Origin of the sequence: Thiothrix caldifontis (assembly GCF_900107695.1) — a bacterium.
Lineage (GTDB): Bacteria > Pseudomonadota > Gammaproteobacteria > Thiotrichales > Thiotrichaceae > Thiothrix > Thiothrix caldifontis.
This window is the reverse complement of the sequence record NZ_FNQP01000007.1, coordinates 71,098-96,397: the sequence shown is the minus strand read 5'-3', so window position 1 is coordinate 96,397 and position 25,300 is coordinate 71,098. Positions and strand designations below refer to the sequence as shown.

25 protein-coding genes are annotated in these 25,300 nt (G+C 51.1%); 13 read left to right on the top strand and 12 right to left on the bottom strand.

What is annotated here, in order from left to right; all coding sequences use genetic code 11:
• Positions 1-49: 49 nt before the first annotated feature.
• The gene (locus tag BLV87_RS07490) at positions 50-1,057 is read right to left on the bottom strand and encodes a TRAP transporter substrate-binding protein (RefSeq protein WP_093067012.1); all 1,008 of its coding nucleotides are present in this window, start codon (positions 1,055-1,057) and stop codon (positions 50-52) included.
• Positions 1,058-1,425: 368 nt separating this feature from the next.
• On the opposite strand from BLV87_RS07490, the gene BLV87_RS07485 reads away from it, so the two are divergent.
• Positions 1,426-3,699, top strand: a complete 2,274-nt coding sequence (locus BLV87_RS07485; protein WP_093067010.1) for an NADP-dependent malic enzyme — start codon at positions 1,426-1,428, stop codon at positions 3,697-3,699.
• Positions 3,700-3,766: 67 nt separating this feature from the next.
• Positions 3,767-4,027: a hypothetical protein gene (locus tag BLV87_RS07480; RefSeq protein ID WP_093067008.1), complete on the top strand. Its 261-nt coding sequence runs from the start codon at positions 3,767-3,769 to the stop codon at positions 4,025-4,027.
• Between the two features lie 2 nt (positions 4,028-4,029).
• Here BLV87_RS07480 and rtcR read toward each other — a convergent pair whose 3' ends face one another.
• Together rtcR and BLV87_RS07470 are read right to left on the bottom strand one after the other, a co-directional pair.
• Entirely contained in the window at positions 4,030-5,622 is a 1,593-nt protein-coding gene (gene rtcR / locus BLV87_RS07475; RefSeq protein ID WP_093067006.1) for an RNA repair transcriptional activator RtcR, read from the bottom strand.
• On the bottom strand, positions 5,619-7,022 hold the full coding sequence (locus BLV87_RS07470) for an ATP-binding protein (protein ID WP_093067003.1): 1,404 nt from the start codon (positions 7,020-7,022) through the stop codon (positions 5,619-5,621). The genes rtcR and BLV87_RS07470 overlap by 4 nt, the downstream gene beginning before the upstream one ends.
• Positions 7,023-7,176: 154 nt before the next feature.
• Here BLV87_RS07470 and BLV87_RS07465 point away from each other — a divergent pair, with 154 nt between their 5' ends.
• Complete coding sequence (locus BLV87_RS07465; protein WP_093067001.1) at positions 7,177-8,367, top strand: AAA family ATPase; 1,191 nt, start codon at positions 7,177-7,179, stop codon at positions 8,365-8,367.
• A 50-nt stretch (positions 8,368-8,417) separates the two neighbouring features.
• Here the strand turns inward: BLV87_RS07465 and BLV87_RS07460 are convergent, their stop codons facing one another.
• Positions 8,418-8,648, bottom strand: a complete 231-nt coding sequence (locus BLV87_RS07460; RefSeq protein WP_093066999.1) for a FitA-like ribbon-helix-helix domain-containing protein — start codon at positions 8,646-8,648, stop codon at positions 8,418-8,420.
• A complete protein-coding gene (locus BLV87_RS07455; RefSeq protein WP_093066997.1) occupies positions 8,648-9,082 on the bottom strand; it encodes a putative toxin-antitoxin system toxin component, PIN family in 435 nt (144 codons plus the stop codon). Before BLV87_RS07455 ends, BLV87_RS07460 begins: the two co-directional genes overlap by 1 nt.
• A 112-nt stretch (positions 9,083-9,194) precedes the next feature.
• On the opposite strand from BLV87_RS07455, the gene BLV87_RS07450 reads away from it, so the two are divergent.
• Both BLV87_RS07450 and BLV87_RS07445 read left to right on the top strand, forming a co-directional pair.
• Positions 9,195-11,768, top strand: coding sequence for a COR domain-containing protein (locus BLV87_RS07450; RefSeq protein ID WP_093066994.1), 2,574 nt, complete (start codon positions 9,195-9,197; stop codon positions 11,766-11,768).
• Between the two features lie 16 nt (positions 11,769-11,784).
• Positions 11,785-12,477, top strand: a complete 693-nt coding sequence (locus BLV87_RS07445) for a Fic family protein (protein WP_093066992.1) — start codon at positions 11,785-11,787, stop codon at positions 12,475-12,477.
• Here the strand turns inward: BLV87_RS07445 and BLV87_RS07440 are convergent.
• Positions 12,461-12,958 carry an Lrp/AsnC family transcriptional regulator gene (locus BLV87_RS07440; RefSeq protein ID WP_093066990.1) on the bottom strand — a complete coding sequence of 166 codons (498 nt, stop codon included), beginning with the start codon at positions 12,956-12,958 and terminating at the stop codon, positions 12,461-12,463. The two genes, BLV87_RS07445 and BLV87_RS07440, sit on opposite strands and share 17 nt — an antisense overlap.
• 129 nt (positions 12,959-13,087) lie before the next feature.
• On the opposite strand from BLV87_RS07440, the gene leuA reads away from it, so the two are divergent.
• Entirely contained in the window at positions 13,088-14,761 is a 1,674-nt protein-coding gene (gene leuA / locus BLV87_RS07435; protein ID WP_093066988.1) for a 2-isopropylmalate synthase, read from the top strand.
• A gap of 5 nt (positions 14,762-14,766) precedes the next feature.
• Here leuA and BLV87_RS07430 read toward each other — a convergent pair whose 3' ends face one another.
• Positions 14,767-15,243 carry a septal ring lytic transglycosylase RlpA family protein gene (locus BLV87_RS07430; RefSeq protein WP_175517874.1) on the bottom strand — a complete coding sequence of 159 codons (477 nt, stop codon included), beginning with the start codon at positions 15,241-15,243 and terminating at the stop codon, positions 14,767-14,769.
• Positions 15,244-15,570: 327 nt separating this feature from the next.
• Here BLV87_RS07430 and BLV87_RS07425 point away from each other — a divergent pair, with 327 nt between their 5' ends.
• On the top strand, positions 15,571-16,194 hold the full coding sequence (locus BLV87_RS07425) for a LysM peptidoglycan-binding domain-containing protein (RefSeq protein WP_093066984.1): 624 nt from the start codon (positions 15,571-15,573) through the stop codon (positions 16,192-16,194).
• A gap of 19 nt (positions 16,195-16,213) precedes the next feature.
• On the opposite strand, the gene BLV87_RS07420 is transcribed toward BLV87_RS07425, so the two are convergent.
• Positions 16,214-16,924 carry a TIGR00266 family protein gene (locus BLV87_RS07420; protein ID WP_093066982.1) on the bottom strand — a complete coding sequence of 237 codons (711 nt, stop codon included), beginning with the start codon at positions 16,922-16,924 and terminating at the stop codon, positions 16,214-16,216.
• A 27-nt stretch (positions 16,925-16,951) separates the two neighbouring features.
• Positions 16,952-17,674, bottom strand: a complete 723-nt coding sequence (locus BLV87_RS07415; protein WP_093066980.1) for a MipA/OmpV family protein — start codon at positions 17,672-17,674, stop codon at positions 16,952-16,954.
• 24 nt (positions 17,675-17,698) lie between these two features.
• Between BLV87_RS07415 and BLV87_RS07410 the strand changes: the two genes are divergently transcribed.
• Together BLV87_RS07410 and BLV87_RS07405 are read left to right on the top strand one after the other, a co-directional pair.
• Positions 17,699-18,586 (top strand): fructosamine kinase family protein, encoded by an 888-nt coding sequence (locus tag BLV87_RS07410; RefSeq protein ID WP_093066978.1) that lies wholly within the window; start codon positions 17,699-17,701, stop codon positions 18,584-18,586.
• 57 nt (positions 18,587-18,643) lie between these two features.
• Positions 18,644-19,888, top strand: a complete 1,245-nt coding sequence (locus BLV87_RS07405; RefSeq protein WP_093066976.1) for an ATP-binding protein — start codon at positions 18,644-18,646, stop codon at positions 19,886-19,888.
• A 5-nt stretch (positions 19,889-19,893) separates the two neighbouring features.
• Here BLV87_RS07405 and BLV87_RS07400 read toward each other — a convergent pair whose 3' ends face one another.
• Both BLV87_RS07400 and BLV87_RS07395 read right to left on the bottom strand, forming a co-directional pair.
• Positions 19,894-21,189, bottom strand: a complete 1,296-nt coding sequence (locus tag BLV87_RS07400) for a HipA domain-containing protein (protein ID WP_093066974.1) — start codon at positions 21,187-21,189, stop codon at positions 19,894-19,896.
• Positions 21,176-21,451 (bottom strand): helix-turn-helix domain-containing protein, encoded by a 276-nt coding sequence (locus BLV87_RS07395; protein WP_093066972.1) that lies wholly within the window; start codon positions 21,449-21,451, stop codon positions 21,176-21,178. The genes BLV87_RS07400 and BLV87_RS07395 overlap by 14 nt, the downstream gene beginning before the upstream one ends.
• 263 nt (positions 21,452-21,714) lie before the next feature.
• Here BLV87_RS07395 and BLV87_RS07390 point away from each other — a divergent pair, with 263 nt between their 5' ends.
• On the top strand, positions 21,715-22,947 hold the full coding sequence (locus BLV87_RS07390; RefSeq protein ID WP_093066970.1) for an RtcB family protein: 1,233 nt from the start codon (positions 21,715-21,717) through the stop codon (positions 22,945-22,947).
• Positions 22,948-23,051: 104 nt separating this feature from the next.
• On the top strand, positions 23,052-23,783 hold the full coding sequence (locus BLV87_RS07385; RefSeq protein ID WP_217629955.1) for a DUF4145 domain-containing protein: 732 nt from the start codon (positions 23,052-23,054) through the stop codon (positions 23,781-23,783).
• 338 nt (positions 23,784-24,121) lie between these two features.
• Here BLV87_RS07385 and BLV87_RS07380 read toward each other — a convergent pair whose 3' ends face one another.
• Positions 24,122-24,370, bottom strand: coding sequence for a UPF0175 family protein (locus tag BLV87_RS07380; protein ID WP_093066968.1), 249 nt, complete (start codon positions 24,368-24,370; stop codon positions 24,122-24,124).
• A 183-nt stretch (positions 24,371-24,553) separates the two neighbouring features.
• Between BLV87_RS07380 and BLV87_RS07375 the strand changes: the two genes are divergently transcribed.
• Together BLV87_RS07375 and BLV87_RS19290 are read left to right on the top strand one after the other, a co-directional pair.
• Positions 24,554-24,820: a type II toxin-antitoxin system RelB/DinJ family antitoxin gene (locus BLV87_RS07375; protein ID WP_093066966.1), complete on the top strand. Its 267-nt coding sequence runs from the start codon at positions 24,554-24,556 to the stop codon at positions 24,818-24,820.
• Positions 24,821-24,924: 104 nt separating this feature from the next.
• The gene (locus tag BLV87_RS19290) at positions 24,925-25,101 is read left to right on the top strand and encodes a hypothetical protein (RefSeq protein WP_175517873.1); all 177 of its coding nucleotides are present in this window, start codon (positions 24,925-24,927) and stop codon (positions 25,099-25,101) included.
• Positions 25,102-25,300 lie beyond the last annotated feature (199 nt).

Sequence of the window (25,300 nt, the reverse complement as noted above, 5' to 3'; positions counted from 1 at the left end):
CTTACTCCCTTCACCCCTTGCGGGGGAAGGGCTGGGGATGGGGGTCTTCTTACTTGGAAGGATCAAACCCGGTAGCACTGTAAACGGAGTCGATCACGTCTTTGCCAATCCGCTCAGCCATTTCGGTATGGACAGGAGCAAGGGCTTTTTGCATGGCTTTGGTTTCGTCTTCGGTCGGGGTATAGATTTCAGTTTTGCCAGAGGCTTTGACAGCTTCCAGTGCCTTGTCATTTTCTTCCTTGGCAATTTGGTTGGCGAAATCGGTGGATTCTTTCATCGCTTCATCCAGACCTTTGCGCACGTCTTCTGGCAGTTTTTCCCAGAAATCCTTGTTCGCAATCACTGCGTAACCTAGGTAGCCGTGGTTGGTGACGGTCGCATTTTTTTGCACTTCATGCATTTTTTGGGTGAACAGGTTGGATGGCGGGTTTTCAGTGCCGTCTACCACCCCGGTTTGCAGGGCTTGGTAGGTTTCGGAGAACGGCATGACTTGTGGGTTTGCGCCCAATGCCCGCATTTGCGCTTCCAACACTTTGGAAGACTGGATGCGCATTTTCAGACCTTTGTAATCTTCCGGCGCTTTCAGCGGTTTGCCTGCGCTCATGACTTTGAAACCGTTATCCCAATATGCCAAACCTTTCACGCCTTTGGGTTCGAGTTTCGCCAACAGGCTGGCACCGACTTCGCCTTGGGTGACTTTGTGCAGGTCGTCGTAGCCACGAAAAATGTACGGGAGGTCGAATACTTCAAACTCTTTCACGCCCAATGGGCCGAATTTTGCCAGTGATGGCGCGAGCATTTGCACAGCACCCATTTGCAGGGCTTCCATTTCTTCCTTGTCTTTGTAGAGGGTGCTGTTGGGGTAAACTTCAACCTTGACCGCACCTTTGGTCTTTTCTTCTGCCAAGGCTTTGAATTTGTCAGCCGCTTTGCCTTTTGGGGTATCCGGTGCAACCACGTGGCTGAACTTGATCACAATCGGGTCAGCGGCGTAGGCGTACATACTGGACAGGCCAAGCACAACGGCGGTAGTCAGGGTTAACAGTGTCTTTTTCATCTCTCTCTCCAAACGAATTGCGGTTAAACACGGGTTCAGTATTGGAAGAAACGTGCCAAACGTAAGCACTTTGCCAATAAAGATTAAAAAACTTTTAAAAACAGCAAGTTAATAAAAATTTCCGCATTGCACCAAACTCAGGTAATATCAGACAGACGGCGGTATTCCGCCAGAATGCCATGGGTCGGGCGGCGGATTTCCGCCACCTATCAGCATTTCTGGTCATGCTCACCGTTTTTCCTAGAAATACAAAACACTTACGCATCATTCAGTTAGCAAGAAAATGACGAGTTAGCCCGGTATCGGCACGATTCTTCCATAGGTGTCGGGGCTACGTTTCGATAACTGCTTTAGGACGACATACCGCTATGAAAGACGAATTAGACCAAGCTGCACTCGACTACCACCGCTTCCCGCAACCGGGCAAACTCGAAGTCACCCCCACCAAAAACATGGCGAACCAGCGCGATTTGGCACTGGCATACTCCCCCGGCGTGGCGGCAGCAAGCCTGGCGATTGCGGCTGACCCCGCGTGTGCGGCGGATTACACCAGCCGGGGCAATCTGGTGGCGGTCATTTCCAACGGCACTGCGGTGCTGGGCTTGGGTGCAATTGGCGCACTCGCCTCCAAACCCGTGATGGAAGGCAAGGCGGTATTGTTCAAGAAATTCGCGGGCGTGAATGCCTTCGACATTGAAATGGACACGCTCGACGTAGACCGATTGGTGGATGCAATCAGCCTGCTCGAACCGACCTTCGGCGGCATTAATCTCGAAGATATTAAAGCCCCGGAATGTTTTGAGGTGGAAAAACGCCTTAAAGCGATGATGAAAATCCCAGTGTTCCACGACGACCAGCACGGCACGGCGATTTGCGTGGCAGCGGCAATCCGTAACGGTTTGCGTGTCGCTGGCAAGCAGATTGAAGACGTGAAGCTGGTGTGTTCCGGTGCGGGTGCGGCGGCGATTGCCTGCATGAATTTGCTGGTCGAAATGGGTTTAAAGAAAGAGAATATCGTTGTTAACGACCGTTTCGGCATTATCTATAAAGGCCGGGTTGAGGAAATGAACCCGTACAACGCGGCTTATGCCATCGACACTGACGCACGCACGCTGGATGATGTGATGGACGGCGTGGACGTTTTCCTCGGTTTATCCGCTCCCCGCGTGCTGAAACAGCATCACGTTAAAGTGATGGCGGAAAACCCCCTTATCCTCGCGCTCGCTAACCCTGAGCCAGAAATCCGCCCTGAACTGATTTACGAAGTGCGTTCCGACGCGATTGTGGCTACCGGGCGCAGCGATTATCCCAACCAAGTGAATAACGTGCTGTGCTTCCCGTTCCTGTTCCGAGGCGCGTTGGATGTGGGCGCAACCGAAATCAACGAAGCGATGAAAATTGCCGTGGTCGAAGCGATTGGCGATTTGGCGATGCGCGAAGCCTCCGACGCAGTGGTGTCTGCGTATGGCGGGGCGGAATTCCACTTCGGGCGCGACTACCTGATTCCTAAGCCATTTGACCCGCGTTTGATGACCATCATCCCGCCGCGTGTTGCCAGAGCAGCGATGGAAACCGGGGTGGCGACGCGCCCGATTACCGATTTCGAGGCGTATGAACGCCAACTGGAAAGTTTCGTGTTCCGCTCCGGCATGACCATGAAGCCGGTGTTTGAAAAAGCCAAACGTAACCCGCAGCGCATTGTGTTTGCGGAAGGCGAATCCCAGCGCGTGATCAATGCGGCGCAGCAATTGGTGGATGATGGCATTTGCAAGCCAATTTTGCTGGGCAATCCTGAGCTGATTCAGCGCAATATCGAAGCCTACGATTTGCGCCTGAAAATCGGTGAAAACATTACCGTGGTTGACCCGCGCAATAACCCCGATTATGAACGCCATGTGGAAGAACATTACGCCGTGATGTGCCGCAAGGGTGTAACGCCAATGTATAGTCGTCGGGTGATGACGGCGCGTACCACGCAAATTGCAGCGGTGATGGTGCGTTGCGGCGATGCCGACGCGATGATTTGCGGGGTGGAAGGCAACTTCATTTCGCATCTGCATTACGTGCGCGACATGATTGGGGCGCGTCCCGGTTTGACTGATGTGGCGGCTGTCACCATGCTGATTTTGAAGCAGGGGACGTATTTCCTCACCGATACGCACGTCAGCGAAGATCCTACGGCGGAACAGCTTGCGGACAATACGGCACTCGCGGCGGAACTGGTGGCAGGCTTTGGGTTTGAACCGAAAGCCGCGTTGTTGTCGCATTCCAACTTTGGCAGCCGCATGAATGTGCATTCCGCCAAGCTGCGCAAGACGCTGGAAATCTTGCGCGAGAAACACCCCGATTTGTTGGTGGAAGGTGAAATGCACGCGGATGCAGCGTTGTCGCAAGACGTGCGTGACCGTTTGTTCAAAGGCGCGGCGTTTGAGGGTGAGGCGAATTTGCTGGTTTGCCCGGATTTGAATTCGGCGAATATTGCTTACAACATGACCAAGATGTTGGCGGATGGCTTGCCAGTGGGGCCGATGCTGGTGGGGACGAATTACCCTGTGCATATCCTGACTGAAAGTACTACTGTGCGTGGGATTGTGAACATGGCAGCATTTGCGAGTGTGGAGGGGATGAACCGCAAAGTATAAGGTTTGACAACGCCACCGTAGAGACGCAAGATTTTGCGTCTCTACTCCCCCCCAACAAGGAATGGTCATGAAAACTCTCAGCCTATTGGTGTTCTGCCTTGCTACCCTAGGTGCTTGCACCCCACCGACTGACACTGCTGCGACTGTTCGCGCTACTGTTCACGGTACGACTGCACAACCTGATCCAGTTGAAACGAAAATTCGTAGCCTTGAAAGAGCGGGGCAATTGAATGTGTTAAGTGTGCGCGAATCCTTTCCGCCACAATTTGAACTCGAAGGTGCAGCACCCGCGATTGCGGAAGTGCAAGCATTGAGTGGCACAAAATAGCCTTACTGCAATTCACCAAACGTTAGCCCGTATTTTTGCAAATACACCCGCAGCCGGTGCGAATCATTCGCACTGGAGCGTTGGGTTCGGCTGATATTGAATAGGGTACGCCCTGCATCCGCCAGACTTTTGGCGGTACGGCATACGCGAATGACTTCCGCCAATTGCACGCGATCAAAGTGGTCGATATTGGCAAGTACCTCCTCTGCCAATACTTCGCGCAACATCGCATTAGGATCGTTATTGCCCGTCACGCTTTGGAAGCTACCCCAATCGTAGCGCAAGCGGCGGATTTCCTCCGTCACGCTTTCCTCCGTAATGCGCCCGCCATTCGCCAGCGTTGCCATGCGCGTGATGCTGGAGTTGAGGTCGCGGAAATTCGCCCGCCAGGTTGCTGCCGGGGTTTGGGCAAACGCGAGGTATTGTTCGCGAGCCGCTTTGTTGAAGCTGACTTTATGCCCGACTTTGCGGGTGAATTGCTGCAATTCGTATTCGATATTCGCCTCCAAATCTTCGAGGCGGTGGCGTAAACCGGGTAATTCATACGTCCACAAATTGATGCGAGCCAGCAAGTCTTCGCGGAATTTACCGTCACGCACCCGCTGGAACAGGTCGCGATTCGTGCCTGCAATCAGTTGGAAATCGCTGCTGGTTTCTTTGTCGCTGCCGAAGGGGGTGAATACTTTGTCTTCGATGGCGCGTAACAGCATCGCTTGTTCATCCAGCCCCAGTTCGCCGATTTCATCCAGAAACAGCAAGCCCTTGTCGGCTTCACGCAGCAAGCCGCTGCGGGCAGTGAGTGCGCCCGTGAATGCGCCTTTTACATGCCCGAACAGCGCGGACATGGCATTGTCGCCGCGCAAAGTGGCGCAGTTGACTTCCACCAGTTTGCCGCTGACTTGCCCGCGCTGCTTTTTGAGTGCGTAAATGCGTTTGGCGAGACGTGATTTGCCGACACCCGTTGCACCTGTTAGCAGGATGGGGGCGGCGGAGCGGATGGAGACTTGTTCGAGTTGTGCAATCAGGGCGTTGAAAGCAGGGTTGCGGGTGTCGATGCCGCCTTTGAGGTAGGCCATGCCTTCTTGGGCTTCGCGCTCGAAACGGCTGGCAATCTGGTCGTAGCGCGACAGGTCGAGGTCGATGATTTGTAGCGTGCCTTGTGTACCCTCCTTGCTGGGTGAGGTTTGCAAGAGTTTGCCGGGGATGTAATTGGCTTCTGTCAGCAGAAACAAACAGATTTGCGCGACGTGCGTACCCGTGGTGATGTGGACGTAGTAGTGGTTTTGTTCCGGGTCGAAACGGTAGTGGCGGGTGAAATCATGGAGCTGGCTGTAAACTTCGCCGAAATCCCACGGGTTACTGTAATTCACTACATGCGCGGTAAAGTGGGTTGTGGGTGAGATTGTGCGCATATCGCGTAGGGTGATGCCCGCCAGTTCTGCTTCGTCTGCGTGGTGAATCAGCACGAATTCATCCACCGGAAAATCGGGATGCATGAGGATGCCGAGGGAAGGCCGCCAGCGCGAATGGCGGCGTTTGCCTAAGCCTTGGTGGTCAAGGCGTGAGCCGAGGATGCCGATGACGGTGGTTTTCATGGCGCGTTTCCTGTTGTTGAGCCGAGCAAAGCATCCAAGCGATTCACCAGATAAAACGGGATATTCAACAATTGGAACGGGCGGCCTTGCCCATTGGATTTGGCTTCCAATTTATCGACCGAGGGTTTGGCGGAACTGATGCGTACCGCACGTTTGGCTTGCTTTTTGAACACAAAGGATTGCAGCGATTTGATCGTGCCACTGCTGCCTGCCTTCACTTCCACCGGAATAATTTCATTGCCGTGGGTGTAGAGGAAATCGACTTCTGCCTGACCTTCGGCTTTGGGCGGTTGCCAGTAATACAGTTCCGGGTTGATGTAAGCGGGTTTGGCATACAGTAATTGCTGCCCGACAAATTGTTCTGCCAGCGTGCCACGCCCTGCCATTTCCAGCGGGGCTTGCAGGATACTTTGGGCAGGAATGCCTTGTGCTGCCAGCAGTAAGCCAATGTCAATAAACAGGAATTTGCTGATGCGGATTTTGGTTTCAGCCCCCAAGGGTACGGCATCCGCTTGGCTGTGTAGTACGCGGTAAAACAGGCGAGCGGCAAGGAAATGTTCAATGGCGGTATTCAACTGGCGGTTGTCGCCGCTGCTGGTGATGGCGAGTTCATTGGCTTGTTTGTGGGAAAACTGTTGCCCGACTTGTCCCAGAATGCCGTTGAAAAAAGCGTTCAAGGTCAGCGCGGTTTGTGAACCCCGGTATTTGGCAAAATCATCCCGATAAGTTTGCAGCAATGAAGTTTGGTATTTGAGGATGTCGGCATGGCTGAAACCCGTATCCAGCCCCAATTGCACGCAATGCGGCATTCCACCTGTCAGGGTGTAACGGCGCACCAGCCCCAGCAGTTTTTCGTGCAGGCTGTCGGGAATCAAATGCATATTGCTGGCGGTGAGCATGTCCAGCGCCCGCAATTCCTTGTCTGCACCGATGGCTTGCAGAAACTCGTCGAAACGCAATGCGCCCATGAAATACGGCTCAATCCGCCCCACCGGGCTGGGTAGCTTGTAGTCATTCAACACTTGATCGAGTAATGAGCCGGTGAGGATGACCGCAAGATTGGGCATGTCTTCCCAGAAATAGCGCAGGCAGGCGTAGGCTGCGGGGGTGGCTTGCGCTTCGTCCAGAAACAGGATCAGGGGTTTGTTGGGGGTTATTTGTTCCCCGGTGATCAGGGCGAAATTGAACAGCAGCTCGTCGATTTGGTAGCGGCGAAACAGGGTTTCGAGCTCGGCGTGGCGTTCGAGGTTGATTTCAATGACCGGAATGCCGAGTTGTGCGCCTGCCAGACGCACGGCGGTGGTTTTCCCCACTTGGCGTGCGCCACGGATGACCAGCGGCTTGCGTTGGGGTTGCTGATACCAGCGGATAATGTCGGTGACGGCTTGACGATGGAACATGATAATGCACTCCTTGCATTAAAGTGTAACATCTTAATGTAGAAAGTGTATTAAAGTGGTTGAAAGAGGCAAATTCTCTACAGCTCGACAAGACACTGGTAATTTTTAGCATTATAATACTAAAAAATCACATGAAAGCAGGTATCACAGTAAGATGATTGAGCCACTACAGCACCTTTCCAGTCAAATCAGGACGCAAAAGCTGCCGGATTACCAGCGTTTCCTGTTCCGGCAAATCGACTTTTCGCAACGCTTGATCGGTATCATGGGCGCACGCGGGGCGGGTAAAACCACCTTGCTGCTGCAATACCTCAAGTCCGTGGCGCGTGAAACCAAGGTGCTGTATGTGATTGCTGATCACCCTTTGGTCGGGCAGCACGGGCTGTTTACCATTGCCGATGAATTCCAGAAAATTGGCGGTGAGTTACTCATCATCGACGAAATCCACAAGTGCCAACATTTCGAGCGTGACCTTAAGCTGATTTTCGACAGCTATTTCAACCTCAAGGTTATCTTCACGGGTTCATCAGCAACCGCCATTGACAATGCCAAGGCGGATTTGAGCCGTCGGGCGATGTTGTACCGTTTGCCGGTGTTGTCATTCAGCGAATTTCTGGAATTGGAAACGGGTGAAACCTTTGAGGCGGTGACGCTGGATACCCTGCTCCAACATCACCCGCAACTGGCACAGGAAACCGTCAGCCGCATCAAACCCTTGGCGTATTTACCCGCGTATCTGGAACACGGTGCTTACCCGTTTTACCGCGAGGCGGGTTCAACCTATTTGCTACGCTTGCTGAATGCGTCGATGCAGGTGATCGAGACGGACATCCCCGCGCTTTACCCGATTGACTACGACAAGGTGAATGCGCTGAAAAAACTGATGGTGATGTTGTGCCAAAGCGAGCCTTACGACATCAATGTGTCCAAGCTGTGCGGCGCGGTGGAGCTGAACCAGAAAACCCTCTACAAATACCTTGGTTTGTTGCAGGCGGCGGGGTTGTTGCGCTTGTTGGGGGCGAAGTCCAGCGGGGTCAGCATTATTTCCAAGCCGGAAAAGCTGTATCTGGATAATACCAATCTGTTTGCCGTGTTTTGCAACCAGCCCAAAGCGTGGACGCTGCGCGAGACGTTTTTTGCTTCGATGCTGTCTTACCACCATACGTTGAATTATCCCAAAAGTGGGGATTTTCTGGTCGATGGGCAGTATGTGTTTGAGTTTGGTGGCAAATCCAAAACGAAGAAGCAGATTAAGGATGAAACGGCGGCGTGGGTGGTGGCGGATGGGCTGGAAGTTGGGGGGGAGGGGAAGATTCCGCTGTGGTTGTTTGGGTTTTTGTATTGAGCCTCACGCTGCTTTTTGCTGTGGCAGATGCACATCCACCACGAACAGGATTATTTCTCTGTTTGAGCGAAGTGCTTGTCCAATTTATCGAGGATAGCCAAGCCTGCCGCGACATTGCCACGCGCTGCGCGTAGGCGGAAACGGGTTTCGGCATCCGTTTCGGTGAGGATGCGGATGGCGAATTCTTCCATCAGCTTGTTCAGGCTCACGCCGCGACGGGTTGCCAATATTTTTAGGCGGTTGTGTTGTTCGTCAGGTAGACGGATTGTCATGGTTGCCATTAGTTTGCCTCCTGTAGTGTTTGCAGAAATTCCGTCACGGTTGTTATCCGAATGTCAGGAAATTGCAGTTCATGTTGCCGAAAATCGCGGGTGTTGCCTGTAATCAGCCATTGGGCATTGCCTGCGATGGCAAGTTCCATGAGGTGATTGTCTGCCTCATCCTGAAGGTTTGGTCGCCACCGATAATAGATATTGACCCACTGGCATCGAGAAACGAAAGCGTCAAACAGTGTTTCGCGCTCATCCGCTGTTACGGCACTGGTGGTGAACACATGCTCCCGCGCCATGATGTCTTCGTATTCCGAATACAGGGCGTTACCGATCAATGGCTGTACTTGCCCCAACAGGCAGCGGCGCAACAATGCGCGTGGCGCGGTGTCAGCCTTCATCAGGGCGGAAATGAAAACATTGGTGTCGATAACGGCGGTAATCATGATGTTATGATAGCTGATATGCTGTCAGTTGTCGCTATGGGATTGATGCTGAATTCTTTCCCCATCCGTGCCAAAATCTCTCCATCTTCCCTAACTAAAACAACGGGCATGTATGGTATCCCCCCTCCCAACAAAAGAGGAACTTGAGGCGCTCTATCATGAAAAAGGGCACAATGCACTGATATGGTATGCGTGGCGAAATATGCTGCGCACATTGCCTGCATTAGGAAGTATATCTTTGCAGAAAATATGGCCTACAGATACAGTCCGTCATGTTTATGCAACTTGCCGTACCCCTTTTATTTTGATAGATAATAAATCAACTTTTAATCACAACAATAGCCAACAAAGTTATATTCCAGCATATATAGATATATCTGCTTCAGATGTCGCCATTGCTTTTCGAGCGGTGCATATAGATATAAATATTATTAGTAGTGCAGTGAGAGCAAGTGTAGCCGCTTATGCCGTTTCACAAATTGCCTGTGCTGATGCTAAGGCAGCAGCGAGAGCTGCTGCTGAAACTGCACGTACAGCCATGATTTCTTTTGGAACGGTAGCAAGTGAATCTGCTTACTCAGACTATCTATTTCTTTGTCGTCAAAATAAAAAAACTATAAACAACCAACACTTCACAGAACCATTATGGAGAGTAAACACTGAATGCGAAAAAATTCAAGAATGGATTTCAAATCTAACCATAGATTTACAAAAACTAGGTTTGGGGTTTTTAGCAAATGACTTAAACCTTCTCTGGAAGGGCCACTTAGTAGGTTCGCACATAAAAAACTACTCCGCTAATTTATCTGAAACAATCGCCAGTAATTCTGAATTACTTTATCGTGTGATTATAGACGGAGAAAGTATCGAAAAAGTTCATGCCGTTCGCGTTTTATTACTCGGTTCTGGTGGAGCAGGAAAAAGTTTTTTAGCTGATCGTTTGCAAGGACTTGTGAGTGATTACGGACAACTCAGAAATATTGCTGGAACACTGGGAATTAACTATTTACAAAATCATTCATTAAACTTACAGAAGACATTTCCATCATTAAAAATAGACGACAACAAACTAGACTTATTTATATGGGACTTTGGTGGTCAAACTATTTTTCATGGATTACATAGTGCGTTTTTACATGAAAACTGTGTCTATATATTAGTTGTTGATAGCAGACATGAGCAAGCACCAGATGAATGGCTGTATCAAATACGTCATTTGGCAGGATCACAAGCAAATGTATTATTGGTTACCAATTGGTATGAACACTGTGACATTTACCAGAATAAGGTTCGGTTGCTTCGTGAGTTTCCTGACTTACTTCAACCAGATAGTTTTTTCCATTTCTCTTTTCTTGATACAGATACAACAGAGTTTAATAAATTGGTTAATACCTTAGCAAAGAGATGCTTAGACAGCCAAAAGATGATCATGAAGGAAACACTGAATGTACAGCAAGCATTGACAATGTTGCATGAGGAACAGATATTTATTCGAGAAAAAGCACTGTACAATCTGATTATAGATAAAAGCAAGAATACAAAGCACATGAAAAGCACTACCAATCAATTAGAACAATTAGGATTTTTATTTAAACTATCTAACACCAATAATCGTTACTGCTTAAAACCAGCATGGGCAATAGATACCACCTATCAGCTATTATATTTACAAAAGCTACGTAGAGCTAATGGCGTTTTATGCTGGAGTGAATTAGTCGATGCAGTTGATGGAGAACTTTCCGAAGACTATTTGGAGTATTTACTTGATTTCATGCAAGAACGAGACTTATGCCACAAAATAACAATAAATAAAGATAGTTATTATTTTTTTCCTGATGCAAGCACAGCAGATGAACCATCAAAAGCGGTAAAACTATTATCCAAGCAGAAACGTATAATTATACGTTTCGACTTGCCTTATTTACCTATTGGCTTACATGCTCGTTTAGTTAGTTGCTTATTTAACTCTCAAAATGAGATTGGCATTATTAGTACAAATGACATTTGGCGACATGGATTCATACTTCATACCTATGATAGTCAAGCTGTAGTGCAATATTTTATGAGGAAAAACATAATTGAACTAACACTCACCGGAAATTTACAAAATTTCTCTAAATTGCTTGGTGTATTTTATACGCATTTAAAATCCATCGTTGTTAGTGCCAATGGCATAAGAATCGAACAAATCAATCCATCAGTTTTATATAATAAACAAATGTTTTCAGTACATTCTAGCGAAGGCTTAATTGATGTATTAAGTCAAATTGACAGTTATCGTGATTTTTTTATTAAGGTTAGAGAAATGGCAAGTAAAATCAACATCCAAGTAGGTGATGGCTCACAATTAATCATCGGCGACCATAACACCCAAAAATCCCATTCGGACAATACCATCATCACGGTAACAGCCGACCAACGCCAAATCATCAGCACCGTGCTAGATGAAATGCTCGAACACAAGCTCCCCAAAGACATCACCAAAGCCGTCGTCAAAATGCAAGATGTGGTCGAAGCCGATGCAGAACAACCCACAGAAAAAACCCAGTCGCTGCTAAGCCGTTTTATCGGAGGAGTCAAACAAATTGCAGGTTTCACCGACGATGCCAGCAAAATTGGCGAGTTCGTAGCCAAACACCAAGACGACATCGGTGCTGTGCTAACCTCTATTCAGGGCAGCCTTTAACGTCATGAGAACACCCATGCAAGACACCCACTGGCAAATTCCCCCCAACCCCGCCACCGCACTAATGCTGGCAAAACGCCAACTCAGCGAATTCGTCTGCGATGCGGTCAATCTGGAAGGCATCAACATGACCTTGCCAGAAGTCCAAACCCTGCTGGACGGCATCACCGTGGGCGGACACAAACTTTCCGACCAGCAAATCACCGTCAACCAAGGCAACGCATGGCGACTATTGTTTAGCTGGCTCGAACGCGGCGAATTCGTGGTTTCTGCCGAAAAAGCCTGCGCACTCCATGCTGCTGCGGGCAAAGAAGAAGCTTTGGAATGGGGACGCTTCCGCTCCGGTGGTGTTTTCATCGCGGGAACAGATTACATGCCGCCCCCCGTCGCCGAATTGCCCGCCCGTTTCGAGGCAATGATTGCCGACCTTACCCACATCGACGACATTTACGACCAAGCCATTCACATTTTCCTGACGATGGCACGTTGCCAGTTTTTCTACGATGTGAACAAGCGCATGGGGCGTTTCATGATGAACGGGCATTTGCTCCAACACGGCTACCCCGCGATCAATCTGCCCGCCAAACGCCAATTGGAATTCAACACCTTGATGCTGGCGTTTTATGGTTCAGGGGATGAAACCGCGATGAATGCGTTTATGCGTTCGTGCATGGATGAGCGGGTACTGAGGATTATGCGCGGGACGTAATGACGGCGGTTAACGCGGTAGCAATAGGCAACGCGGTCTTATCAACCACCCGCCGCAACACAAAGCTGGAATGCACCCCACTCACCCCCGGTATGCGCGTAATGCGGTTGAGCAACAATTCCTGATAGGCATCCATATCCTTCACCACCACCTTGAGCTGGTAATCAGCGGATTGCCCCGTGATCAGCAGGCATTCGAGTATTTCTGGAATGTCGGCGATACGTGCCTCGAAAGTGTCGAAACGTTCTGGCGTATGCTGATCCATCGAAATGTGGATTAACGCCATCAGCGACAGACCGAGCTTTTTCGCATCCAGCAACGCCCGATAGCCGGTGATGAAACCTGCCTCTTGCAACAGCCGTACCCGCCGCAAACAGGGTGAGGGCGAAAGCCCAATGCGGTCAGCCAAGTCCTGATTACTGATGCAGCCGTTGTCTTGCAACACTTGCAGGATGTGCCAGTCGTAGCGGTCAAGTTGCATGGTTATTCCATTAGTGAGTTGATCTAAGCAATTTACTGCTAATACGATAGGTTTTTACCCCGCAAAACGCAATCGCCTGCCACGCCGTTTCTTTTAAGCTATCTGCATTACTTACCGGAGCAGATTGCCATGTTGACGAATCCCGCCACCAAATATAAGCCATTCCCGCCCGTCGCCTTGGTTGACCGCCAATGGCCGAGCCGTACCATTACCCAACCGCCGATCTGGATGAGTACCGATTTGCGCGACGGCAATCAATCGTTGTTCGAGCCGATGAATGTTGAACGCAAAATGCGCATGTTCCGCACCCTCTGCGACATCGGTTTCAAGGAAATCGAGGTGGCGTTCCCTTCCGCGTCGCAAACCGATTTTGATTTTGTGCGCGAGCTGATCGAAGGCAAACACATTCCCGCCGATGTCACCATCGAAGTGTTGACGCAGGCACGGGAACACTTGATTCGGCGCACAATGGAATCTTTGCGCGGCGCACGGCGGGCGATTGTGCATGTCTACAACGCCACTTCCCAGCCGTTCCGCGATACCGTGTTTGGCATGAGCAAGGCGGATGTGTTGGGCATGGCAGTGTCGGCAGTGGAATTGATCAAGCACTTGGCAACCGACCAGCCGGAAACCGAGTGGGTGTTGGAATACAGCCCCGAAACCTTTAGCGCCACCGAACTGGACTTTGCCCGCGACGTGTGTGATGCCGTAACCGCCACGTGGGGCGCGACACCCGACAGACAGGTGATCCTCAACTTGCCCGCGACGGTCGAAATGGCAACGCCGAATGTGTACGCCGACCAGATTGAATGGATGCACCGCCAGCTTGCCCGCCGCGACAGCGTGATCCTCAGCGTGCATCCGCACAATGACCGAGGCACAGCGGTTGCCGCCGCCGAATTGGCATTGTTGGCGGGCGCGGATCGGGTCGAAGGTTGCTTGTTCGGCAGCGGCGAACGTACCGGCAACGTTGACATCGTGACCTTGGCATTAAACCTCTACACCCAAGGCATTGCCCCCGGTTTGGACTTTGCCGACATCAATGCGGTGGCGCGGACGGCGGAATATTGCACGCAATTGCCGATTCATCCGCGTCACCCGTATGTAGGTGATCTGGTGTTTACCGCATTTTCCGGCTCGCATCAGGATGCGATCAAGAAAGGCTTGGCGGTGCAAACGGCGGATTCGTTCTGGAACGTGCCGTATTTGCCGATTGATCCGGCGGACGTGGGGCGCAGTTACGATTCAGTGATTCGCGTTAACAGCCAGTCGGGCAAGGGCGGCATTGCCTATTTGCTGGAAAGTGCTTACGGCATTGTGATGCCGCGCCGCTTGCAGGTCGAGTTTTCCAGCGTGGTGAAAGACCACACCGACCAGCACGGTTGCGAAGTGAATGCTAGCGACATCTGGGGCATGTTTGCCGCGACGTATTTGGGAACCGCTACGCCAGTACGTTATTGCGAACACCACTTGTTTGAACAGGGTAATGCGCAAGGGGTTCGTTTGGTGATTGAGCGGGAGGGCATCCAGCACGAACTTACCGGTACGGGCAATGGGCCGATTGATGCGGCAGTTCATGCCTTGCAGGGGGCGGGCATTCGGGTGCAAGTACGCAGTTACGAGGAACGCTCCATCGGCGCAAGCAATGAGGCGGGTGGTGATGCGCAAGCCTGCGCGTTCATCGAGTTGCGGCAGGCAGGCGCGGGCAGCAGTGCCGAATGTTACGGCGTGGGTATTGACGGCAATATCATTACTGCGTCGATCAAAGCGTTGGTCAGCGGGGTGAATCGCTTGTTGGCTTAATGGTATTAACCAACGATGTCTATTTGTACGTCAGCAGTACCATTCAGGAGCAACCCTAAATGTTCTGCTGCGGCTTGCGAAACATCCACGATACGCCCCGGTTTGGATGGGCCACGATCATTGACGCGCACAATGACGGATTGTCCGCTTTGCAGGTTGGTAACACGAATGTGTGTACCGAAAGGCAGGTTAGGGTGTGCAGCAGTCATGGCATACATATCGTAGGTTTCACCACTAGAGGTTGGGCGACCATGGTATTGAATGCCGTAATAAGAGGCTTTGCCAATATTCGATGAGTGGTTGGTTTGTTCTGGGGCTGGCTGATAAACGGCTTGCGGTTTTTCATAGAGGTCGTAGTGCTGCACGTTACTCACTTGGTAAACAAGGTAATCGGCACTGGCGACACTGCCAAACAATTGAAAGAAAACAAAAATGCATCCAATGAAATATGCTAAATGACTGATTGATTTATTGTTTTTCATGGGTTTTTCTCTTCTCGTGTGTTTGTTATTTGATGGATCAATATTTCCATAAGACGAGATAATAGAAACGCCCCCCATAGACAGGCGCAAAAATGCGAGTGATGACCGTAACTGACGGGTGTTATTAGCAGACAAGCGGTATAAAAAAAGCCGAAAATGACGGACGAACGGCGCTATCGAGCTACCTATAATTCAAATGGGCATTCCTGACGTATGATGATATATTTGTCTTATAGATAATACGATTAATGGCTGAAGAGGGTTGCTGTCAATGGCTTTAACATTGCAGTATGTGTATAAATATATAATAACAATGGGGTTTAGATAATGTTCGCCGATACTTTTCTCATTGAGAAGGTACGACTAGGGCTGTCGTGCTTATTGATCTGTGCAATGGCTGGTGAGGTAACACTGGCTGCTGAGAATACCTATAACTGCATTCCCATGAAGGGAGGTGCTAGTTCAATAAGTTCTATGTATCTTGATCAGTTTCATTCCAATCAGTTGATGGTTTCTCCACCAACTGCCGCTGCTGTCAATGCGCCAAGCGCTGCCGACAATTTTTACATCGTGCAAAAGGGGGATACCTTGTATGCAATCATGCGTAAATCCGGCGTTCCCATCGAGAACCTGATTGTCCTTAACCAACTTCCCTCCAGCCATGAGCTAAAAGTAGGTCAAACCTTGAAGCTACCTGAGTTAGCAAATACAGCATTGCCTCGAAAACCGCCTGAAATAAGTTCTACCCAATCTTGGTTGTTGCCTAGGGAGGTGACGTCAACCGCTACTAGTAGCTCTTCAGAAGCGGTGGATCGTTACGTGGTGAGGGTTGGCGATACGCTGTATGCCATTTCCCGCCAAACAGGTGTTAGCATCGAGCGGCTGGTTTCCCTTAATCAGTTGACAGCTTCTAATAGCATTAATGCGGGGCAGCAGTTGAGGTTACGTTAGCCTGCCGTCAGTTGCCGATTCAAGCGGGCGCATACTTGCGCACCAATGCGGCAAAGGAGCTGGGGTTGCGTGAGCAAATATGCACTTTGCCGCGCCCGCTAAAACGCAACACCACGCCTTCGCCACTGGTAACGCTATTGACCAGATTGCCGAACATACCGCCCAGCCCACCACCAGAACTGCTGGTGGTGACGGAAATTTCGTAGTGCAAGGTGCTGTCCCAACACACGACGTGAGCATTATCAATGGTGAGGTCTTTACCCGGCTCAACGTCGAGCGAGAACATCGAGCCGAAACCGGAGACGACTACTTGACCTGTTCCAGACGTTTCCATGACGAAAAAGCCGCCGGATTGCGCGAACAAGGCATTGCCGATACTTTGGGTACGCACTTTCATTTCTGTGCCGGAGGTGGCGGCGACGAATGCGCCATCATTCAGCAAGTATTGGCGTGCGCCTACGTCGATGATTTCCATGCCACCGGGTAGCGCAGGGGAAAGCAGGCAGTCGCCATCCCCGCCTATCGCTTCGATGTGTTGCTGAAACAGGGATTCGCCGTTGGTGAAACGCCGCATCAAGGCACTGCCTAGCCCGCCGGTCATGCGCCCTTTCAGCTCAAGATTGGCCTCCATCATCACCATTGCGCCGGATTCGCAGTAAATCTTGTCGCCTTTCTGCATGGCAACGTGCAAAAACGGGTCAACGTCGCCGGTTATGGTAAAAACTGTCATTGTAAGCTCTCCAATTATTTTAATAGGTTACCAACGATAAGCCGCGCCCGCATACCCGCCCCACACCGTATTGCTATCAACAATGGGGCTGTCAGCAATCGCACTGCCATAGCCAGTTGCACTCACGCTGCCCACCAAGGTCAGGCGGCGGCTGAGTGGTTTTTCCAGTTTAACGCCAACTTTTAGGGCAAGTGAATCATCAGCCTGATAGACGGGGCGACCCGCTTTGGCTTCTGCGGCATCCACGCCCACGTAGTAGTCGGTCAGGTCGGCGGAAAGCCATTGCAATTCGGCATACGGGCGCAAGTTGAGCGGCGTGTCGGGGTGATGGGTGTAGCGCAGTTTAGCTTGTGCGCCTTCATGGGCGGCGACATCCTGGGCAAGGTCGGCGGAAACTGTGCCGGTGGCGAGTTTCCACGCGCCGCCAACCCGCAGGTTGATGGCCTGATCCAGTTCTGCCATGTCTTGCAACACCGGGCTATCGCCACGTTCGTGATCCCATTCGTCCAGCCCTGCACCGACATAAAATTCGCGTTCGGGGGTGGTGTTGAATGACCAGGCAGGGCCTGCAATGTCAAAGCCATTCTCTTTAATGAACACGGGTTTGACACCGCTTTGTGTATCACCACCCACGAAGGGGGATTGGTGGGCGGTAGCGGCAAGACCGACATTCCACTGGCGCGGCTCAGCGTTGACGGGCGCTTGAGCGGTTGCTAAGAGAGCGAGTGCGGCACACAATGCGTTCTTCATGTCATATCCCCCGGTTTACATTCAATGAAATCCAGCAGCACCGACCTGATCTTACCGATACTTCAGCAACACCTTGGTACGGACATTACGATTGCGCGAGTCGATGCTACCAGCGGTGGCTGTATCAACCAAACCAGTACGGTAACACTTGCCGATGGCAGCCGCTATTTCCTCAAGGTGAATCAGGGTGGTTTGCTGGAAATGTTCGCAGCGGAAGTGGATGGGTTGAATGCAATCCGTGCGAGCGCCAGCCTGCGTGCGCCTGAGCCGCTGGGCTATGGGGTGCAAGGGCAACAGGCGTATCTATTGCTGGAATATTTGCCGCTGCAAAATCACGGTGATCAGCCACAGGCGGGTACGCAATTGGCTACGCTGCACCGTCATACTGCTGCACAACACGGCTGGTTTCGCAACAATACCATCGGCGCAAGCCCGCAACGTAATCCTCAAACGCACGATTGGGTGCAGTTCTGGCAGCAGGAACGGCTGGGGTTTCAGCTTGAACGGGCGCGGCACAATGGCTATCCGCACCGTTCTTATGAGCAAGGGTTGCGCTTGAAAGAAAGCATTGGCGCATTGTTTAACGATTATCAGCCCGTAGCTTCGTTGTTGCACGGCGATTTGTGGGGTGGGAATCTGGCGTATTTGCCGGATGGCAGCCCGGTGATATACGACCCAGCCGTGTATTACGGCGATCGTGAAACTGACCTTGCGATGACGGAGCTGTTTGGCGGGTTTGGGGCGGATTTTTACGCGGCGTATAACGCGGCTTGGGCGTTGGATTCGGGCTATGCGGTACGCAAGACGTTGTATAACTTGTACCACATCCTCAATCACTTCAACCTGTTTGGGGGCGGGTATGGGGAGCAGGCGGCGCGGATGACGGAGAAGATTTTGGCAGAGATCGGCTAATATTGGCGTAATATTCTATACTCTACTTACTAATTTTACGCCCATATTATAACTTGTATGCACAATCGAACCATCACCCAACGCTTGCAACACAAAGCCGCCTCCCGTTTTGGGCGCATTACGGTGTTAACCGGCGCACGCCAAACAGGTAAAACCACGCTGGTACGCGCCTTGTTTCCTGATTACACCTACCTAACCCTGGATGACCCGATCACGCGCCCGGATTACGCCCGTCTGTCGGCGGCGCAATGGCAAGAACGTTACCCGCTGGCGATTCTGGATGAGGTGCAAAAGTTGCCCACACTGCTGGATTCCGTGAAAGCGACCTATGACCAATATCCAGATACCCGCTACATCCTGCTGGGGTCTAGCCAGATATTGTTGCTGGAAAAGGTGCAGGAAAGTTTGGCAGGACGCGCCGCGTTGATTGAGCTTTACCCGTTGACGTTACCGGAACGGCAAACCGCGACTGCCGACGAAGCCATTAGCCCTTCGCGGCTGGTGCGTTTGCTCATGGGTGAACCTGCCAGTATTTTGCAGGGCATCCCGCTTACCGATACCCGTTATGCCAAGGCTGAAAATGCGTGGGCAGATTATTTGGAATACGGCGCAATGCCTGCGATTGTGGATAGCAGCGTGGAAAAGTCAGAAAAACGCGAATGGTTGCAGGATTACATTCGGGCGTACTTGCAGCGCGATGTGCGTGATTTGGGCAATTTGCGTGAACTTGAGCCGTTTGTACGGGCGCAAAAAGCCCTCGCGGCATTGAGCGGTCAGTTGCTGAATGTCAGCGAGCTGGCAAAACAGGCGGGTATTTCGGCGGTGACAGCGAAACGTTTCATCAGCTATCTGGAAATCAGTTATCAAGCGATTCAGCTTGCGCCCTGGTTTCGTAACCTCAATAAGCGTTTGACTAAATCGCCCAAGGTGCATTTCCTTGACCCCGGCATTCAGCGCATTTTGCTCAATCGCACGGGGACATTCACGGGACATGAGTTTGAAAGTGCGGTGGTGGCGGAGGTGTACAAGCAAATCAAAACGCACGCGCTGGCAGTGGATTGTTACCATTTGCGCACAGTGGATGGGCGTGAGGTTGACCTGTTGCTGGAGCTGGAAAACGGTTATATCGCCATCGAAGTCAAAATGTCCGCCCATGTCAGTGCTGCGGATGCACGGCATTTGCACGACTTGGCGGAATTGCTGGATAAGCCATTGCTGCACGCGCTGGTGGTGTCGAATGATCCGCAGGTGCAACAGTGGGGGAATGTGATGGCTGTACCTGTGGCGTGGTTATTGGGTTGAGGTGTTTACAATGTTACCTCATGCATCATGTCCGCCTGTTCCAACAGTCGTGCTACCTGTTGCCGGATACTGTGTTGTAAAGCCGCTGCGAATTGCTGTTCTGCCGTGGTGTGCCATGTTTCTTTTGTCCACACGGCTGGCAATTGTTCCACGACCTGTTTGCACAGAGCGGTAAGGGTTGCTTGCACCAAAGGACGCGACAAGCCACAGCTTTCTGCAAAATCGGCCAATTGGAATGCCGAGATGTGGGTATCGAAATCATCCCCCAGTGCCATCGCTAATTCCTGTTGGTAGTCGGGGTAGACGGCGATATTCACCAAGTCGTAGTAGGGCGCAGGCTCGATACCCTGTTTACCGACGAAAAAGCTGATATTTTTGCCGTGAGCATCCCAGTTGCTGATGATGAGGTTGAACAATACCCAGTCCAGCAAGGTTTTACGCGCTAGGGCAGGTGAACGGCATTGGTCACAGAAGACGAATAAGCGCGGCAGGCTTGCGCCCTCGCGGATATTGGCTACGTCGCGGCTGTTGCCGAAATTGCGTTCGTATTTGTATTCGGGCAGCAAATCGAGTACTTGGCAACCGTCAAGCAAATGGCGGCGCAATACCGTATCGCCTTGGCGTTTACGGTCGAAGCGTGTCACCAGCAATGCACGATGTTGCCCAAAACGCCGCAATTCCACTTCAGCAACGTTTAAGCCAACGGCTTTGGCAAGCTGCATCAACAAGTATTCATTCAGCACTACATGGTTTTGGTTAGCGGGTTCAAACTTTAGAATATGGGTCGAGCATAGCTTACCTTCACCAAAGGCTAACTCGCCTTGCGTATCGGCTAACACGTTGATTTTGTGTTGTACGCCTGCGACGGATAGGCGGGGTTTGCCATCCCAGACAATCAGGTTGCGGGTAGGCAAGTTGTTGAGGCGTTCCTGCAATTCGGTGGGGGCAATGTGGCGCAGGCTGGTCGGTGTCGATGGGGTATTTTCGGGCAGAAATTGTAATGCGCCGGGGGTATCTGCACCTAATGCGCGGATGATGCCAAAGGTGTTGGCTCGGCTTAGTTGCTGATGTTCCAGCAGGATGTCGAAGCCTTGACCTTCTGGCAGCAAGTTGCGTAAGAAACGTTGCACCGTCGGATGGTTGGCGGCTGAGGTGAGCGGCAAGTGTGGCGAAATCGCAAAGCCGTTTGCCTGCCATGCGGCGGTGTATGCTAGTGTTAATTGCCCCTGTGCGTCGGTTTGCAGAAAACCGATGGGCTGTTCCCCAAGGCAAATCTTTAGGCGGTGTTCATACCCAGTCATCGCTCTCGCCCTCCGCCCACGCTTCCACGGTTAGCGTGATGCCTAGACCGTTTAACACTTGCAGTAATGTGCCGAGTTGTGCGCCGTGGTGTCCGCGTTCCAGCTTGCTTAGGGTGTCTTTGGCAACGCCGAGTAAGGCGGCGGCATCGTCAATGCGTAAGCCGGATTGGGTGCGTTTGGCACGGATGAATTGCCCTAGCAGTTCGGGGGTGAGTGCGCCGGATTGCTGCGGCGTGGGAAGCGGTGTGAGTGGTCTTGCCATTGTGCGTTACCATTGTTCCTGCTATCCAAGGAATAATAGCGTATCGCGGGCAATATGCAAGGTTGTTCCTGCTCACGCAGGAATAAATAGAAAGATAGGTGTTTTATCTTTTTAGATAGTAAGTTGAGTTTGGTTGTTTGGATAGCAAGACTAGATAAAGCATTTTAGTGATTTATTTTCAATAACTTGATTGATTTTTCTTTTAGCTGGCATATCCTTTGCAATACCGATAAGCGTAACTAACGACAAGCAAGGAACACACCATGAGCACTACCGCCACTCCCTACGAAGTCCTCCACGAAGCAGGTCACGCGCCCGTTAAGGCGTGGACTAAAGGCGTGCCTTTCGACGACAACTCCAAAAAGCAATTGCTGAACATTGCGCAGATGCCGTTTATTCATCAGTGGGTGGCGGCGATGCCGGATGTGCATCTGGGGAAAGGCGCAACCATTGGCAGCGTGATTCCGACCGTGGGGGCGATTATTCCGGCGGCGGTGGGCGTGGATTTGGGTTGCGGGATGATGGCGGCGAAAACCACCTTGACCGCAGCCGATTTGCCCGATTCGTTGGAGGCGGTGCGTAGCAAGATTGAGCAAGTTGTTCCGCATGGGCGCGTGGCGACTCGCGGTAAACGCGATACCGGCAGTTGGGGTGATCCGCCGGATGATGTGCTGGAAAAATGGTTGGGGTTGAGCGCAGGTTTCCAGCGTTTGTGTGAGAAGCATCCGTTCCTGAAAAACACCAATAACTTGAAGCATTTGGGGACGCTGGGTACGGGCAACCATTTCATCGAGGTGTGTTTGGATGAAACGCAAACCGTGTGGGTGATGTTGCACAGCGGGTCACGCGGGGTGGGGAATGCCATCGGTACACACTTTATCGAGCAGGCGAAAAAGGACATGGAACGCTATTTCATTCACCTGCCGGATAAGGATTTGGCGTACATCCCCGAAGGTAGCCCGCATTTCCGTAACTACGTGGAGGCGGTAGCGTGGGCACAGGATTTCGCGCAAGCCAACCGCGAGCTGATGATGGCGCGTACTTTGCAGGCGATCCGCGAGGTGTTGCCGATCCCGTTCACGGCGGACGTGGAGGCGGTGAATTGCCACCACAACTACATCAGCCGCGAACACCATTACGGCAAGGATGTGTGGGTGACGCGCAAAGGGGCGGTGAGTGCGCAACAAGGCCAGCTTGGGATTATTCCGGGCAGCATGGGGGCGAAATCGTTCATCGTGCGCGGCTTGGGTAATGCCGAAAGTTTTTGCAGTTGCAGCCACGGCGCAGGGCGCGTGATGTCGCGAACTGAGGCCAAACGCCGCGTGTCGCTGGATGAGCATAAACGCGCCGTCGCCGGGGTGGAATGCCGTGTGGATGAGGCGGTGATTGATGAAACGCCGTCGGCTTATAAGCCGATTGATAAGGTGATGGCAGCGCAGAGCGATTTGGTGGAAGTGCTGCATACGTTGAAGCAGGTGGTGTGTGTGAAGGGTTAGGTTCGTCAGGGTGAACCTTTGTGTTTGCCCTGTTCTATAGCAAAATACAAAATAGTTTGATGGTTTCTGTATAGCCACCTTACCTAAGTTCATTGAGGATATATATGCGTTGCCCAACTTGTAAGAAAGAGTTCCATCCACAGCCTGATCATTTTGCTACTTATTCACCACATGAGAAAGCTTTGAAAAAAAGCAAGAAAGCCAGCCATGGAGCACTAGACTCTATTCAAGACACTCTATCAAACATGATGGTATCCCGTTGTCGCTTTTCGATACAAGAATGCCCTGCTTGCAAAGAAATCATTGTTATACGAGAAGCTGGGAGAGGTTTGGTTTCTGATAAATCACAGATATTAACAACATCAACAGAAATAATTTACCCACAAAATAAGAGTATTAAGATAAATCAAGAAGTTCCTGATGATTATCGTGATGATTTCCTTGAGGCTCATGCTGCTTCTGATTACAGTGCTAAAGCTAGTGCCGCATTGTCACGACGACTTCTTCAGAAAATTTTTCGTGAAAAATTAGGAATCAAGAAGCGTGATTTGTCGCAGGAAATAGAAGAGTTTGTGTCTAATGCACATGCTCCAAGCTATTTAACTGATGCAGTTGATGCTATTCGTCAAATTGGTAATTTTGCTGCACACCCCATTAAGTATGAAAACTCCGGTGAAATTGTTGAGGTCGAGTCTGGTGAGGCAGAATGGTTACTTGAGGTACTTGAATCATTATTTGACTTCGTATTTGTGCAGCCTACAAAACTTGCCCAACGTAGAATAACACTAAATCAAAAGCTTAAAGCCCTCGGTAAGCCTGAACTGAAAGGAAGTTGATTCCTCACATGCAAAGAGAAGGCAAGATCGACGAGGGTTGCGCACATGCTGATACAGGGGCTACTGTGTATGGATGAAGAAGGATACAATCAAGAGTAAATCCATTACCCGCAGTATTTCAATGGCAGATATTCCAGCAACCAGCGAACCCCGCATGAGATCAGGAAGGTGGTGCGTGTTACCACCAACCTAGATCAACCATCCGACTTCAGTATTGGATTACCCGCCCCATTGCGGAACGTCTGGATGTTGTTGAAATGCTTCATTAACCCTACCTGAGTGTCTGCACCGATGTTCCAGCGCGACTTCAAAGAGTTTATCGAGTTACTCAACAATCATCATAAACCCCGCAAATAGCCCAACTCCGCTTCGAGTTCGCCAGGGTCGTAGTTAACCACCGGAATATCGCGTTTAGCGCATTCTTCGTAAAAGCGGTAGCGGTCTACGCCTGCAAACTCACAGGCGCGTCCAGAAGATATTTTCCCTGCATGAAACAGTGCAATACCCGCCTCCAGCTTGATTTGTTTTTCCAGTTCGGGAAGTGTGTCACGCCCGAAGTCTTCGGGTATCTCCAGTGTGATTTGCATATCCAACACCTCGGTTAATCTTCGTGTGATTCATCATAATCGTTGCGCTATGCGTTCAGCAATGAATTACATCACGCCTATTCGATGGGTTCGAGCGGTAATCAGTGTTCAATGAAGTGATTGTAAAATGCAGTCAAATGTATAACATATGAATACATTCATGCGTTATTGGGAGACTTCACCATGAGCCGAACCGCTGTCATTACCACCCGCATCGACCCCACACTAAAAGCCAATGCTGAACAGGTATTGGCGCAACTGGGTATGACCACTGCGCAAGCCATTACCATGTTCCTGAAACAGGTCGAGTTAAACCGTGGTCTGCCATTTACGCCTCGCTTGCCACCACAAGCCACGCACGTTTACAAACCGTTCAAGGCGGAAACCTTCAGCTTGGGCAGCGATGTGATGCCTGAACGGGATGAACTGTATGTAGAACGGGGTTTGTAAACCGTATCGTATGTTCGCACTGGATACCAACCTGCTGGTGTACGCACACAATGTTGATGCACCCTTTCACAAAGCCGCGAAAGCCTTTGTCGAAAAAGTCCTGAATGAGCGTGATAGTGCGGGCAATCTCACTAATCTGCATTCCCGCGCAAGTCTTGGTCGAGTTTTTGAACGTGATTACTTGGGCAAAACTGGAATCGCCATTGCCGCTACCTGCTGCCTTGCGGGTAGTGCAGCAATACATGGATACGGGCGTGACGATCGTGCATCCGCTACCCTGATGAGTGATGCGGAAGTTATTTACATCATGGAGCAATTGCGTGCCTACTCCCAGCAGTCTTCCGTGCTGCAAGTAGCGCTGTTTGCGTGTGCCGATGAGCAGGGTTTGGTCGATGCAAAATACGAGGAAATGAGTGGCGCAAATGGCTGCGGAAAATCCACGCTGAACGCGATGGGCAACTCATCATTACCTCCCGCGCT

Bases quoted from the DNA above. Each gene is read 5' to 3' on its own strand.
- BLV87_RS07490 (WP_093067012.1), bottom strand. From the start codon at position 1,057: ATGAAAAAGACACTGTTAACCCTGACTACCGCCGTTGTGCTTGGCCTG.
- BLV87_RS07485 (WP_093067010.1), top strand. From the start codon at position 1,426: ATGAAAGACGAATTAGACCAAGCTGCACTCGACTACCACCGCTTCCCG.
- BLV87_RS07480 (WP_093067008.1), top strand. From the start codon at position 3,767: ATGAAAACTCTCAGCCTATTGGTGTTCTGCCTTGCTACCCTAGGTGCT.
- rtcR (WP_093067006.1), bottom strand. From the start codon at position 5,622: ATGAAAACCACCGTCATCGGCATCCTCGGCTCACGCCTTGACCACCAA.
- BLV87_RS07470 (WP_093067003.1), bottom strand. From the start codon at position 7,022: ATGTTCCATCGTCAAGCCGTCACCGACATTATCCGCTGGTATCAGCAA.
- BLV87_RS07465 (WP_093067001.1), top strand. From the start codon at position 7,177: ATGATTGAGCCACTACAGCACCTTTCCAGTCAAATCAGGACGCAAAAG.
- BLV87_RS07460 (WP_093066999.1), bottom strand. From the start codon at position 8,648: ATGGCAACCATGACAATCCGTCTACCTGACGAACAACACAACCGCCTA.
- BLV87_RS07455 (WP_093066997.1), bottom strand. From the start codon at position 9,082: ATGATTACCGCCGTTATCGACACCAATGTTTTCATTTCCGCCCTGATG.
- BLV87_RS07450 (WP_093066994.1), top strand. From the start codon at position 9,195: ATGGTATCCCCCCTCCCAACAAAAGAGGAACTTGAGGCGCTCTATCAT.
- BLV87_RS07445 (WP_093066992.1), top strand. From the start codon at position 11,785: ATGCAAGACACCCACTGGCAAATTCCCCCCAACCCCGCCACCGCACTA.
- BLV87_RS07440 (WP_093066990.1), bottom strand. From the start codon at position 12,958: ATGCAACTTGACCGCTACGACTGGCACATCCTGCAAGTGTTGCAAGAC.
- leuA (WP_093066988.1), top strand. From the start codon at position 13,088: ATGTTGACGAATCCCGCCACCAAATATAAGCCATTCCCGCCCGTCGCC.
- BLV87_RS07430 (WP_175517874.1), bottom strand. From the start codon at position 15,243: ATGAAAAACAATAAATCAATCAGTCATTTAGCATATTTCATTGGATGC.
- BLV87_RS07425 (WP_093066984.1), top strand. From the start codon at position 15,571: ATGTTCGCCGATACTTTTCTCATTGAGAAGGTACGACTAGGGCTGTCG.
- BLV87_RS07420 (WP_093066982.1), bottom strand. From the start codon at position 16,924: ATGACAGTTTTTACCATAACCGGCGACGTTGACCCGTTTTTGCACGTT.
- BLV87_RS07415 (WP_093066980.1), bottom strand. From the start codon at position 17,674: ATGAAGAACGCATTGTGTGCCGCACTCGCTCTCTTAGCAACCGCTCAA.
- BLV87_RS07410 (WP_093066978.1), top strand. From the start codon at position 17,699: ATGAAATCCAGCAGCACCGACCTGATCTTACCGATACTTCAGCAACAC.
- BLV87_RS07405 (WP_093066976.1), top strand. From the start codon at position 18,644: ATGCACAATCGAACCATCACCCAACGCTTGCAACACAAAGCCGCCTCC.
- BLV87_RS07400 (WP_093066974.1), bottom strand. From the start codon at position 21,189: ATGACTGGGTATGAACACCGCCTAAAGATTTGCCTTGGGGAACAGCCC.
- BLV87_RS07395 (WP_093066972.1), bottom strand. From the start codon at position 21,451: ATGGCAAGACCACTCACACCGCTTCCCACGCCGCAGCAATCCGGCGCA.
- BLV87_RS07390 (WP_093066970.1), top strand. From the start codon at position 21,715: ATGAGCACTACCGCCACTCCCTACGAAGTCCTCCACGAAGCAGGTCAC.
- BLV87_RS07385 (WP_217629955.1), top strand. From the start codon at position 23,052: ATGCGTTGCCCAACTTGTAAGAAAGAGTTCCATCCACAGCCTGATCAT.
- BLV87_RS07380 (WP_093066968.1), bottom strand. From the start codon at position 24,370: ATGCAAATCACACTGGAGATACCCGAAGACTTCGGGCGTGACACACTT.
- BLV87_RS07375 (WP_093066966.1), top strand. From the start codon at position 24,554: ATGAGCCGAACCGCTGTCATTACCACCCGCATCGACCCCACACTAAAA.
- BLV87_RS19290 (WP_175517873.1), top strand. From the start codon at position 24,925: ATGAGCGTGATAGTGCGGGCAATCTCACTAATCTGCATTCCCGCGCAA.